The organism is Pseudomonas cremoricolorata (assembly GCF_000759535.1).
GTDB classification, from domain to species: Bacteria; Pseudomonadota; Gammaproteobacteria; order Pseudomonadales; family Pseudomonadaceae; genus Aquipseudomonas; species Aquipseudomonas cremoricolorata_A.
The window spans coordinates 3,943,221-3,955,752 of record NZ_CP009455.1 but is presented as its reverse complement, the minus strand read 5'-3'; the positions used below and the strand labels follow the sequence as shown (position 1 = coordinate 3,955,752).

The 12,532-nt window shown below is 64.6% G+C and carries 13 protein-coding genes; 8 read left to right on the top strand and 5 right to left on the bottom strand.

The window, feature by feature from the left end:
• Positions 1 to 41: 41 nt before the first annotated feature.
• On the bottom strand, positions 42 to 2,504 hold the full coding sequence (ligD, locus tag LK03_RS17960; RefSeq protein WP_038413789.1) for a DNA ligase D: 2,463 nt from the start codon (positions 2,502 to 2,504) through the stop codon (positions 42 to 44).
• Positions 2,505 to 2,659: 155 nt separating this feature from the next.
• Here ligD and LK03_RS17955 point away from each other — a divergent pair, with 155 nt between their 5' ends.
• The gene (locus tag LK03_RS17955) at positions 2,660 to 3,124 is read left to right on the top strand and encodes a hypothetical protein (RefSeq protein WP_038413788.1); all 465 of its coding nucleotides are present in this window, start codon (positions 2,660 to 2,662) and stop codon (positions 3,122 to 3,124) included.
• Positions 3,125 to 3,144: 20 nt separating this feature from the next.
• A complete protein-coding gene (locus LK03_RS17950; protein WP_038413785.1) occupies positions 3,145 to 3,324 on the top strand; it encodes a metallothionein in 180 nt (59 codons plus the stop codon).
• 100 nt (positions 3,325 to 3,424) lie between these two features.
• Here the strand turns inward: LK03_RS17950 and LK03_RS17945 are convergent, their stop codons facing one another.
• The 4 genes from LK03_RS17945 to LK03_RS17930 form a co-directional block, all read right to left on the bottom strand.
• Positions 3,425 to 4,285: a CAP domain-containing protein gene (locus tag LK03_RS17945; RefSeq protein WP_038413784.1), complete on the bottom strand. Its 861-nt coding sequence runs from the start codon at positions 4,283 to 4,285 to the stop codon at positions 3,425 to 3,427.
• 176 nt (positions 4,286 to 4,461) lie between these two features.
• Entirely contained in the window at positions 4,462 to 5,337 is an 876-nt protein-coding gene (locus tag LK03_RS17940) for an ABC transporter permease (RefSeq protein ID WP_038413783.1), read from the bottom strand.
• Positions 5,334 to 6,347 carry an ABC transporter substrate-binding protein gene (locus LK03_RS17935; RefSeq protein WP_038413782.1) on the bottom strand — a complete coding sequence of 338 codons (1,014 nt, stop codon included), beginning with the start codon at positions 6,345 to 6,347 and terminating at the stop codon, positions 5,334 to 5,336. The genes LK03_RS17940 and LK03_RS17935 overlap by 4 nt, the downstream gene beginning before the upstream one ends.
• Before the next feature lie 80 nt (positions 6,348 to 6,427).
• The gene (locus LK03_RS17930; protein ID WP_038413781.1) at positions 6,428 to 6,892 is read right to left on the bottom strand and encodes a hypothetical protein; all 465 of its coding nucleotides are present in this window, start codon (positions 6,890 to 6,892) and stop codon (positions 6,428 to 6,430) included.
• Between the two features lie 178 nt (positions 6,893 to 7,070).
• Here LK03_RS17930 and LK03_RS17925 point away from each other — a divergent pair, with 178 nt between their 5' ends.
• The 6 genes from LK03_RS17925 (at position 7,071) to LK03_RS17905 (ending at position 12,514) form a co-directional block, all read left to right on the top strand.
• Positions 7,071 to 7,469, top strand: a complete 399-nt coding sequence (locus LK03_RS17925; RefSeq protein WP_038413780.1) for an NUDIX domain-containing protein — start codon at positions 7,071 to 7,073, stop codon at positions 7,467 to 7,469.
• A gap of 212 nt (positions 7,470 to 7,681) precedes the next feature.
• Entirely contained in the window at positions 7,682 to 7,822 is a 141-nt protein-coding gene (locus LK03_RS22355; protein ID WP_167334505.1) for a hypothetical protein, read from the top strand.
• 110 nt (positions 7,823 to 7,932) lie between these two features.
• Positions 7,933 to 10,017: a hybrid sensor histidine kinase/response regulator gene (locus LK03_RS17920; RefSeq protein ID WP_038413779.1), complete on the top strand. Its 2,085-nt coding sequence runs from the start codon at positions 7,933 to 7,935 to the stop codon at positions 10,015 to 10,017.
• Positions 10,018 to 10,169: 152 nt separating this feature from the next.
• Positions 10,170 to 10,496 carry a hypothetical protein gene (locus LK03_RS17915; RefSeq protein ID WP_038413778.1) on the top strand — a complete coding sequence of 109 codons (327 nt, stop codon included), beginning with the start codon at positions 10,170 to 10,172 and terminating at the stop codon, positions 10,494 to 10,496.
• Between the two features lie 28 nt (positions 10,497 to 10,524).
• Positions 10,525 to 10,842, top strand: a complete 318-nt coding sequence (locus tag LK03_RS17910; protein ID WP_038413777.1) for a hypothetical protein — start codon at positions 10,525 to 10,527, stop codon at positions 10,840 to 10,842.
• A 250-nt stretch (positions 10,843 to 11,092) separates the two neighbouring features.
• Positions 11,093 to 12,514, top strand: coding sequence for an aldehyde dehydrogenase family protein (locus LK03_RS17905; protein WP_038413776.1), 1,422 nt, complete (start codon positions 11,093 to 11,095; stop codon positions 12,512 to 12,514).
• Positions 12,515 to 12,532: the final 18 nt, after the last annotated feature.

Below are 12,532 nucleotides of genomic sequence, written 5' to 3'. Positions count from 1 at the left end.
TTCGGCTCCGGCACGAAAGCGGGTGGGCGAGGCGGCGTTCATTACGCCAACCCCAGCTGCTGGCGCATGCGCCGGGTGATGGATTGGCGAGTAGCGGGCATCGTCGCCCACGGATCGTCCACGCTGTCCAGGCGCTTGAGCAGGGTGGCGATGGTCCATTGGTCGGCGCCCTTGAGGCGCGGCAGTTCTTCGCGGCTGACCGGTACCGACGCTGCCAAACCGGGGCGTGCGCGCAGTGAGTAGGCGCACACCGTGGTGGCACCTAGCCCATTGCGCAGGTAGTCGATGAAGATTTTACCGACGCGATTCTTCGGCCCCGACACATCGGTCAGGCGCTCGGGGAACAGCTCGGCCAGGTGACTGACGATGGCGTGGCTGAAATGCTTCACGTCATCCCAGCCAGCGCGGCGAGTCAGGGGCACGATTACGTGCAGGCCCTTACCACCGCTGGTCTTGATGAACGCCGTAAGGCCCAGGGTATCGAGCAATGTGAGGGTCAGTTCGGTGGCCTGCAGCATTGCCTTCCACGGCAGCGCCGGGTCGGGATCGAGGTCGAGCACGAAACGATCGGGCCGCTCGAACGACTTGCCGGTGGCGTTCCAGCTGTGCAACTCCAGGGTGTTCATTTGCACCGCGGTCAGCAGCGCGGCGCTGCTGTCCAAAGTCATCGCCGCCTGGCCTGCCTGTTGCTTGCTGTAGCTGTGACTATCCGGCAGGTGCAGCTGGGCGGCGTGCTTCTGGAAGAACAGCTCGCCGTCGAGGCCCTCTGGGGCGCGCACCAAGGCCACTGGACGCTGCTCGATGTGCGGCAATAGCCAACCCGCCACGGCGGCGTAGTACTCGGCAACCTGTTGCTTGGTAGTGCCCGTGCTGGGGTCGATGACCCGCTCGGGGTGAGTCAGCTGCACGGTGGCGAGCGTGGCGTGTTTCGATGGGCTCGGAGCGGGGCGTTCGAGGTCGATGGCCTTGGCCGGCTTATCGTCGCGCAGGCCATGAAACACCGCATGCCGGACGCTGCCGGCGCGGGTGATCTGCGCGTACGACACCTCGGCCAGCAATCGCGGGCGCAGCCAGTGAACGCCCCGTGCTGCTGCCCCGGTAGGCGGTCGTTGCAAGGCCGGCTTGCTGCTGTGCAGCCGTCGCAGGCGAGCATGAATCTGCGTCAGGCTCTGGCTGCTGAAACCGGTGCCGACCCGGCCGGCGTAGCGCAGCGCGCCGCTGTCATCGTGCAGCGCCAGCAGCAGCGCGCCGAAACCTTCGCGACTGCCTTTGGGGTCGGTGTAGCCGACGATGACGAACTCTTGCCGGCGCTGGCACTTGAGCTTGATCCAGTCCTGACTGCGACGGCTGCGGTAAGGGCTGTCCGCCCGCTTGCCGATCAAGCCTTCCAGGGACAGCTCGCAGGCGCTGGCCAGCAGCGAGTCGACCGGCCCTTCGAAGTCCTCGGAATAGCGCAAGGTGTCGCTGGGTTGCGACTCAAGCAGCCGTTGCAAGGCGGCGCGGCGAGCGTGCAGGGGTTGCTCACGCAGGTCGTCGCCATTCAGCCAGAGGGCGTCGAACAGGTAGTAGGTGAGGCCGTCGGCCTGGTTGCTGTCGAAGGCGTTCTGCAGGGCCTGAAAGTCCGCCACGCCGTTTTCATCGGCCACCACCACTTCACCGTCGAGCCACCCCGACGTGAGCTTGAGTGCGCGCAAGGCGTCGATCTGGCGCGGCAGCCTGGCGCTCCAGTCGTGGCCGTTACGGGTGAACAACCGCACATCCTTGCCATCGATTCGTGCCAGCAGGCGGTAGCCGTCGAACTTGACCTCATAACGCCAATCGCCGCTGGGTGCAGCTTCCACCAGCGTCGCCAGTTGTGGCTTGAGGATGGCGGGAAGGGTGGCGTTGTCGGTCTTGCGCCGAGCGCGAGCGGCGGGTTGGGTGCGTTTGGGTTCGGGGTGACTGGAGGCGAGGGTGCGCTCGCTGAGCACGCTGTCTGGAAGTGCTTCGACCACGCTGTAGTCGTGCTCGCTGCGGGCATGCTCGTCATCGGACTTGACCAGTAGCCATTGCTCCTTCTTGCCGGCCAGGCGGGTGCGAAACAGATTCCACAGGCCTGAGAGCTTTTCGCCGTGCAGCCGAAACTGCAGCTTGCCTTTGGCGTAGCCCGCCAGGGCATCGCCTTGGGGTTCCCAGATGCCGCGATCCCAGACGATCACGTCACCGGCACCATAATGGCCTTCCGGGATATGCCCTTCGAAGCTGGCATAGTCCAGCGGGTGGTCTTCGACGTGCACGGCCAGGCGCTTTTGCCCAGGGTCGAGCGATGGGCCCTTGGGTACCGCCCAGCTTTTGAGCGTGCCGCCCAGCTCCAGACGAAAATCGTAATGCAGGTGGCTGGCATCGTGTTTTTGAATGCAGAACTGCAGGGCTTGCGCCTTGCCGGACCGACCGCGCTTGCCCGTAGGTTCCGGCGTAGCACTGAAATCACGCTTGCGCTGGTACTCGTTCAACGGCTTGGCCATACGACAAGGCTCCGGGAGGTTCAGCGAACAGCTGTCAGGGTTGGGAGCCGGGGGTGGACAGGGGAGTTCAAACAATTGCTGGGTTGCAGGAAAACTGAATTATCCCAATCGGTGCGCAGTCGACCATTCATACCTGACCGGATGGAGTAGCCAGCATGGCCCACAAAGACGACACCACTACCCCTGTCCCTGCCGAGCTAGACAATCTCGACGACCGCATGGGCAGCGTGCATGAACTGGACTTCTCAGACCGCGCCCAAGGGCCGCAGGGACGTATTGGCGACGAACTGTCAGCGCGCGAGGTCGAGCAGGACTACCCTGAACAGCGAGTCGCCAATTTCGGCATGAGCGGCGGGGAAGCCCTGACTGAAGGCGAGCATGAGGATGGCGTCACCGACGATGATCTGAGTCCCGGAACGTTGTTCGATGAAACCGGTGCACGTGATCCTTACGAGCCAGGCAACGGCGGCCCGGCCGATCAAGACCTGCGTGAAGTGCCAGCCGATGAAATCGGTGCGGGTACCGGGCTTGATGAAGCCGAATTGGCTCATCGCCATCCGCTGGATGGCAAGCCATGGTCTGAGCAAGAAGACACCCCGGACAACCGGGATGATGCGTAAGACAACCTGAGGATAACGTCATGAACCAGCAAACCTGTGCCTGTCCACACTGCTCCTGCAGCCTGGGTGCCAATGCCGTCGAACGTGACGGGCGTCGTTACTGCTGTGAAGCCTGTGCCAGCGGCCATGCCAACGGCCAGGCCTGTGAGCAAGGCGGTTGTGGCTGCGCCAAAGGTGCCTCCGCGCCCCATGGGCACTGACGCACCTTGAGCGTTTTCGCGGCCCGCGCCGCTCCTACCCCCCCTTGTAGGAACGGCGCAAGCCGCGAAGCGCTTGATGCACTAAAATCTCCCCGGCCTGCTACTGCGCCGTACCGAACAACCCCGTCCAGTAAATCCCCGCATCGCTTTTCGGATCCACCGCATACGCAGCGCCCATCTCGTGGAACTCAGGGTTCATCAGCGTGGCGCAGTGGCCAGGGCTGGCCAGCCAGCCATCGACCACCTTGCGCGGGGTGTCACGACCAGCGGCAATGTTTTCGCCGATCTGCTGGTACAGGTAACCGGCCAGTTCAGCGCGGTCGCCAGGCGTGCGGCCGTCGCGGTCGATATGGTCGAAGAAATTCTGATTGGCCATGGCCCGGGTATGACTGGCCGCCACTGTGGCCAGAACTTCGCTCCATTGCAGCGGCGCGGCTTCGGCAAAGGGTTGACCGCCACATTGGCGGGGCAGCTTGCGCGCGGCATTGACTTCCTGCAGCAACTTTTGCCCCTCGGCCTGCCAGTCGCCCAGGCGACCGCTGAGCAGCGGCCGGGCCAGGACGATGCGCCAGTCACGGCCTTCCTGGCTGACGCCGATGTCGACGAACTGCGGGTCGAGCACTACCTGGCAGAAGCTTTCCTTGATGACGTTCATGGCCGCATTGGCATCGCGCGGGCCCGAGAGGCTGATGGCCTGGACGTTGACCATCGGGTAGGCGGCGCGGCTCATGGCCTGTTGCAGATCGCGGGTGCCCTCGGGCGACAGTGCCAGGCGGGTGTCGCTGTTGAGCGGCGGCAGCTCCAGCGAGGCTTCACCCCCGCAAGGCTGAGCCTGGCTGCGCCAGGTGTTGATCGTCTCGATCAGCTGCGCTTCTTCGCCGCTGGCGGCCAGGCCCTGGGTCGACAGGGTCAGACCAAGCGACAGTGCGGCGCAACGGGCCGCGAGTGACAGAACGCGCATGATGATCTCCCTATGACTGGCAGCACTGCCTCGAAAGGCCGCGCTGCCCATCCTACACAAGCCCACGGCGTTTGGCCTGTGCTGTGCAGCGGCATGAAAACAGCCGCTGGATAAGCGGCGCAGAAGGCAGTAGACCGGTCATGGGGGAAAAAGTGCAACGGCGGCCAGGCGTGAGGTCAACGGTGGTCGCGCACGCGCTCACCCTCGACCTTGGCGCTGCCATAGCCTTGGCTGATGCGGTCGATGACCATCGCCAGCGCCACGATCGCAAGCCCCGCTTCAAGACCCTGGCCGACGTTGAGGGTCTGGATGCCGGCCAGCACGTCCTCGCCCAGACCCCGCGCACCGATCATCGAGGCCACCACCACCATCGACAGCGCCATCATCACTGACTGGTTGAGCCCGGCCATGATGCTCGGCAGGGCCAGGGGCAAGGCAACCTGCCGCAGACCCTGCCAGCGGCTGGCACCCAGCCCCTGGGCGGCCTTGAGCAATGAAGGATCGATCTGCGCCAGGCCCAGATGGGTGAGGCGCACCAATGGCGGCAAGGCATACACCAGGGTGGCGAACACGGCCGGCACCTTGCCCAGGCCGAACAGCATCAGCACTGGAATCAGGTACACGAACGCGGGCAGCGTCTGCATCACGTCCAGCACCGGTAACAGCAGGCGGCGGGCCAGCGAACGGGTGGCCAGGAGAATGCCCAGCGGCACCCCGACCAGCACGCACAGCCCGGTGCTGACCAGCACCAAGGCCAGGGTCTGCAGCAGTTTGTCCCACAGCCCGAGCATGCCGATGGCCGTGACCAGGCCCATCAGCACCAGCGCACGCAGCCAACTGCGACTGGCGTGCCAGGCCAGTACGCCGACCACTGTAACGATCAGCCACCACGGCAGCCAGCGCAGTCCATCTTCAAGCCCCACCAGCAGGCGCAGCAGCTGGTTCGACACGCTGCGCAGGCTATCGCCATAGTGCAGCACCAGCCAGTCGACCCAGGCATTGACGGGTTCGGCGAAGGAAAACTGCCAGCTCTGCGGGAAGCCCGCGCTCACAGGGCGGCCTCGACCTTGGCCGCTTGCTCAGCCGGCAACCAGGCCTTCCACACCTGCGGATTGGCCTTGAGGAAGGCTTGCGCAGCGTTCCGCGCGGGCTGACGTGAGCTGCTCATGCTGGCCAGGGTCTTGTTCAACAGGTCGATGGGCAGGTCGACTTTCTCGAACATGGCCACCAGGTCAGGGTACTGCTCACGGAATGCCTTCGACACGCCAATCGACAACTTCGCCGGCAGAGACTGACTGCCGCGCGGCGCGGGATTGCGTGCATCGGTCAAGGTGGCCCAGGCGCTGGCGTCGTAGGGCGGTTCCTGCAGGCGCACCAGGTCGTAGCGGCCAATCAGCGGGGTTGGGCTCCAATAGTAGAACAGCACCGGCTGGCGCAGCTTGATCGCCGAGGTCACTTCGGCATCCAGCGCGGCGCCGGAGCCGGTGCGCACGTTGCTGTACAGCTCATCGAGCCCATAGGCCTTGAGCTTCTGGCTGTTGACGGTTTCCGAGGTCCAGCCACTTGGGCTGTTGAGGAAGCGGCCTTTGCTGGGGTTTTCCGGGTCTTTGAACAGTTGCGGGTAGCGCTTGAGATCTTCGACGCTGCGCAGGTCGGGAGCCAGCGCCGCTTTGCCGGTGGCCGGGTCGCCTTTGACCACGTAGGCGGGCACCCACCAGCCTTCCTCGGCATTCTTCACCGTGTCACCCAAGGCGAAGACCTGGCCGGCCTGCTCGGCCTTGACCCAGGCAGGACTGCGTCCGGCCCATTCCTCGGCAATCACCTGCAGGTCGTTGCGCGCCAGCGCCACCTCCATGCTCACCGTGCTGCCGGGTAGGGTGTCGGTGGGGTAGCCGTAGCCGTGCTCGACGATCAAACGCAGCACTTCAGTGGTCAGCGCGCCACTTTCCCAGCCGATTGCGCCGAAATGGATGGGGGTGTCAGGCGCAGCGCTGACGCGCTCGGTGCTGAACAGGGCAAAGCTGAGCAGCGCGCCGGCAAGCAGGGCGGGGAGAGTCTTCATAGGTGTCCTTGGGGGCGTCAGGCATTAGGTTCGGCAAGTGTAGACGAGCCTTGCCGGGTACCCGGTGCGCCCCCGAGGGCTTAGCGCGGCAACTGCGCCAGTGCCTGACGCAGCGGCTCGGCCTCGCTGAAGCGTTGTTCGCGTACCACCTGGCCGTCCTTGAGTTCCAGCCATTGCACACTGTCGCGATCACCGCCGTAGCGCCCGGCGACGGCGCCGGTCTGGTCAAGGACGATGCGGTAGTTGGCTGAACGCATGGCCGGCAGCATGACCATTTTCGCCACCCCTGGCATTTTCTCGATGTCGGCGACGTAGATTACACCGCGTTCCTCCAGGTAGCCCGCTGGCTGCTCGCCGACGCTGGCGTTGACCAGCTTGGCGGTGGACATGCTGCGCGCCACCAGCAGCACGCGGGTGGCATCGTTGAGGGTATAGGCCTGCTCATGTTGATCGAGCAGGGTCCAGGCGCCGTGCGGGGCGCTGGTGTCTACGGCGAGGGCGCTGCTGGACAGGCACAGGGTCAGCGCGACGGTTAACCATTTCATGACAAGCGACTCAGCTGGAAAAGTGCCAGCACGATAAGCGCTGTCTGCGCATATGCCAACCGCGCGCACGGTTGAACTTCAAGATTCACGAAAGTGTCATTCGAACAGGTTTGCACTGACGTGCTCGATACCCACACAGGCCAGTTGCAGGTAACGGTTCAACGAACAAGGCGGACGGATGCCGGAACACAAGCACAGCGACACTAAACTCCGGGCGACCATTCTCTGTCTGCGCAGCAGGCAAGTCCTGCTGGTTCGCAAGCGGGGCGGCAAATGGAATTTCCCGGGCGGTGCCATTGAGGCCAACGAGACGCCCAGGCAAGCCGCGGCGCGTGAACTTCGCGAAGAAACCAGTCTGTGCCTGCCCGGCCTGCTGCCGCTGTGCGCGATAACTGCCGGCTCGACCTTGCACCACGTGTTCACTACGCAGTTCGACGAGGGCGCAGAACCGGTGCCACAGAACGAAATCGCCGGCTGCAAGTGGGTGGGGCTAGGAGCGCTTGGACGCACGCCGTTGACAGCAGCGGCAATGGCACTGTTGTCGATGCAGATTCCGGCGTTGATGGATGTCTTTTGACCTTCGCACAAGTGTGACCCGTAACTGGCACGAAATTCTCATCCGTAGTGCAGGCGTTACGCCGCTGAGTTGATTCGCACACTTTCATCCACCCCACACAACACGAACAAGGGGGTTCCATGAGTTGTCTGATCTGTGCTGGCCAGGCAGAGTCCATTCAGTGCGCCTCCGGTTGGGAGCAACGTCAGTGCCAGCAGTGCGGGTGTTACCGAATGTCCCAGGCATTGATCCTGCAGATGATGGAAGAGGGCCAGATATTCGATTCGACCAAGATGCGCGCCTGGTTGCACGGGCAGCGAGGCATGGTCGCGGTGCCGTCGATCGAGTTTCGCCAGGCCATTCTCATGCCATGAGTTTGCTGCCATCATGCGCTGTCGAACACGGCGCACTTCGCTGCGCACAACCCTGAAACCCCGCACGAGGCGGGGTGTCTGACGGTCCAGATGCAGGACTGAGGCATGTGATGGACCAATCAGGCAATCGCACTTCCCCTTGCGGCGACACCAGCCCGGCCGCATCGCGCCCTGGCACCGACGCACAGGAGCGCCTGCAACTGGCGCTGGATGCGGGTGCCATCATCGGCACCTGGGTCTGGGATATCGCCCTTGATCGCGTCACCGCCGACGAGCGCTTCGCCAGTGCTTTCGGGCTCTGCGCGCAGCGCTGCATGGCCGGCATTGCCATCGAAGAAGCCTTCGAGTCTATCCACCCTGACGACCGCGAGCAGGTTGCCCTGCAGATTCGCTCGGCCATGAGCCGCGGCGGTGCGTACCGCTGCGAGTATCGCGTACGCCAGGGCGAGGACGAGTATCGCTGGATCGAGGCCAACGGCCGCGCCGAACTCGATGAGCACGGCCAGCCGGTGCGTTTCCCGGGAGTATTGCTCGATATCGAGTCGCGCCGCGCCGCCGAGGCCGAGCGCGACCGCATGTCGGTGCTGCTGCGCACCTTCACCAGCGCGGTGCCCGGCGTGGTGTACGCCAAGGACCTGCAAGGTCGCATGCTGGTCGCCAACCACGGTACTACCGAACTGATCGGCAAGCCGCCGTCGTTCTACCTGGGCAAGACCGACCTGGACTTTCTCGAAGACAAGCAGCAGGCGCTGCAGATCATGCAGACCGACCAGCGCATCATGCGCGCTGGCAAGGCCGAACAGATCGAAGAGCAAGTAGACATGCCCGATGGCTCGGCGGCCACTTGGCTGTCGGTCAAGGCGCCTTTGCGCAATGACGAGGGTGAAATCATCGGCCTGATCGGCTCGTCCATGGACGTCACCGCGCGCAAGAATGCCGAAGCGGCGCTGCAGGAACTCAACCGTTCATTGGAAAGCCGGGTCAGTCAGGCCGTGGCCGAGCGGGAAGCGGCTCAGGCGGCGCTGCGCCAGGCGCAGAAGATGGAAGCGGTGGGCCAGTTGACCGGCGGCATCGCCCACGACTTCAACAATCTGCTGGCAGGCATCACCGGCAGCCTGGACCTGATCAAACTGCGCTTGAGCCAGGGGCGCCAGGCCGATGTCGAGCGTTACGTCGGGGTGGCCCAGGGCGCTGCGCAGCGGGCTGCGGCGTTGACTCACCGCCTGTTGGCCTTTTCCAGACGCCAGACCCTGCAGCCTGTGCACACCGACATCAACGGCCTGATCCTCGATCTGGAAGAGCTGATCCGTCGTACGGTCGGCCCTTCGATCACCGTCAAGGTCGAGCTCAGCCCCAGCACCGACACCTGCCTGGTCGACCCGGCACAGGTCGAGAATGCCCTGATCAATCTGTGCATCAACGCCCGTGATGCTTTGCTTGGCGGCGGCTGCATGACCATCAGCACCACCAGCCAGTGGCTCGAACACGGCCCGGATCTGGACCCGGAGCTGGCTCCAGGGCGGTATCTGAGCATTTGCGTGGCCGACGACGGCATCGGCATGAGCCCTGAGGTGCTGGCCAAGGCCTTCGAGCCATTCTTCACCACCAAGGAAGTGGGCGCCGGGACCGGACTTGGCCTGTCGATGATCTACGGCTTCGCCAAGCAGTCGGGCGGTCAGGTGCGCATCGAGTCTCATCCGGGACAGGGCACCCGGGTGTCTCTGCAGTTGCCTAGCCACGCGGTGTCGGTAGCGCTCGATGAGCGCAGTGAAGTCAGCGTGCCGAGCCCTGTGGCGCACGCCGGTGAAACCGTGCTGGTGGTCGACGACGAGCCCTCGGTGCGCCTGTTCGTCACCGAGTTGCTGAGCAGCCAGGGTTACCTGGTGCTGGAGGCCGCCGACGGCCAGGCCGGTCTGCAACTGTTGCAGTCGGACATGCGCATCGATCTGCTGGTGACCGATATAGGCTTGCCCGGCACCCTCGACGGTCGGCAGATGGCCGATGCTGGTCGCCAGCTGCGTCCGGCGCTGCCCGTGCTATACATGACTGGCTTTGCCGAGCCACACGTGTTGCACGACTGCCCGCAGGACCAGGGCAGCGCCGTGCTGATCAAACCGTTCGCCTTGGAACGATTGGTCGCCAGCGTCAGTCAGTTGCTGGGCAAATCGGCGGGTGAGCAGCAGGACTCAGCATGATCGACCACACTGATATGGAAATATCCTCTGCGTTGCTACTCCGGCGATGACAACGTTCTGTTACCCTCAAGCGCATATCCACTAGCCACTACTGATCCAGGCACCACGCCGTTTGCAGTTCAACGACCTCATCGAGGAAAGGGAGATTCACCATGACCGTTACCGACCGTCTGAGCTTGCTTCAGTACGAGCATCTGAGCCTGGGTGGGACCGCAGCGGCGCAGTTCACCCTTTCCCTGGACGCGCTGCGCGCGCTGAGCCTGGCCGAGCGCTATGAGCACCCGGCGGCGCTCTACCTGGGTGACATCGCCGATGTCGACAATCGTGATGAATTGCTCGGCGCCAAGCACCTGGCCCTGGGCTTCGCCCATGGCCTGATCGTCGCCAAGGTCATCAGCGAGGCCAAGGGCGAGGCGCTGCGCCAGGTCTTCCAGGACGCTGCCGAGCGGGCCATCAAAGACCTCGCCGACCAGGCCTGAGACGCGCGCCCGACAGCGCCGCCACGGTATGTACCCGACCACCCCGGACGGCCGTTATTTCGTGGTCAAGGGCCAGCTCTGTCGGTGTAGCAACCCGGACCTTGACCCCGCCCAGCGCCAGCACTGGGTCAAGAGGCTGATGACCGCGCGGCGTGCGGTCAAGACGGCCAAGGCCGCAGACGATGACGCGCAATTGCGTGCGGCCCGCCAGGCGGTCAATGAAGCGAAGGTCGCGCTGGGTGAGCGCGGCCCGGTGTGGTGGCGCGATGGCAGCCCCGACTACAACCGCAGGCAGGTGCGCAACACCCCCTACGCGCAATGGTTCAACGAGCAGCCACAAGGCTGACTCGCCTGCCGTTCCCCAGCCAGACGGCGCTGCTCGCCACCTCTGCCACCACCGGGCCGGCGATTGCTCCAGCTCAGGGCCATGGCGTCGCACAATCCCGCCGTTTTGGGCTAACCGTGTTCGGCAGGCGCCGACTAGCATCGGTTCCAGGCCCAAGGCTGCTGCACTGAGCAGCCAACGGCGTCGAACCCTGTTGGTCCCACCTGAACGTGGCTTCGCGCCTGCGCGCGGCGCTGCCGAGGAAGTGTGTATGGAAACGTTCCACCTGTTGATCGATGGTGTTGCCCAAGCCGGGGAGGCCGGTGATTTCGCCGTACTCAATCCGGCCACCGGGGACGCTTTCGCCCGCTGTCCGGCAGGCTCCCTGGAGCAGCTCGACGATGCCGTGCGCGCCGCCCGCGCAGCGTTCGCCGCCTGGAGCCTGAGCAGCGCTTCGACCCGGCGCACGTGCCTGAACCTGGCCGCTGACGACATCGAGCGCGAAGCGGCCGATATCGCTCGGCTGATCGTGCAGGAGCAGGGCAAACCTCTGGCCCTGGCCATGTCAGAGGTCATGGGCGCGGTCGCCTGGACGCGCTACAACGCCGAGTTGAAGATTCCCGTCGAACTGATCGAAGAAACCCCCCAGCAACGCGTCGAGCTGCACCGCAAGCCACTGGGTGTCGTGGCCTCCATCACGCCGTGGAACTGGCCGTTCATGATCGCCGTTTGGCATATCATTCCGGCCCTGCGCGCGGGTAACTGTGTGGTCAGCAAGCCGTCCAGCCTGACGCCGCTGAGCACCCTGCGCCTGGTGCAGATTCTCGACCGCCACCTGCCGCCTGGGGTGATCAACATCGTTACCGGCGAGAAAGGCTTGGGCAGCGCCATCACCACCCACCCTGACATCGACAAGATCGTCTTCACCGGCTCCACCCCCACCGGGCAGAGCGTGATGCGCGGCGCGGCCAGCAACCTCAAGCGCTTGACCCTCGAGCTGGGTGGCAACGACGCCGCAATAGTGCTGCCGGGGACTTCGGTCGAAGCGGTGGTCGACGATATCTTCAATGCCGCCTTCCTCAACATGGGTCAGACCTGCGCTGCACTCAAGCGCCTGTACGTGCACGAGTCGCAGTACCAGGCCTTCACCCAGGCGCTGGCCGAGCGCGCCGGGCGCGAGGTGATCGGCGATGGCTTGCAGCCTGAGGTGAGCTTCGGCCCGGTGCAGAACGCCGAACAGCTGGCGTTGGTCAGCGAGCTGGTGGAAGATGCGCGGCGCGCTGGTGCGACGATTCTGTGTGGCGGCGAGCGGCTGGCGGGCAACGGTTACTTCTATCCGCCGACCATCGTCGCCGATGTCAGCGATGGCCAGCGCCTCGTCGATGAAGAACAGTTCGGCCCGGTGTTGCCGGTCATCGCCTATCACGACGTCGAGGACGCCCTCAAACGTGCCAACCGCAGCAGCATGGGCCTGGGCGGCTCGGTGTGGGGTACCGACGTGGTCAAGGCCCAGGCACTGGCGGCGCGTTTGCAAAGCGGCGTCGCCTGGGTCAACTGCCACGCGCAGATCCAGCCCAACACGCCGTTCGGTGGTTGCAAGATGTCCGGCTTCGGCGTCGAGTTCGGCCTGGACGGGTTGCTCGAATACACCGGCCAGCAGTTGCTGTTCGTGCGCAAGGCGCAATCGACCTGAGTCAGTTGGCTCGGCTCG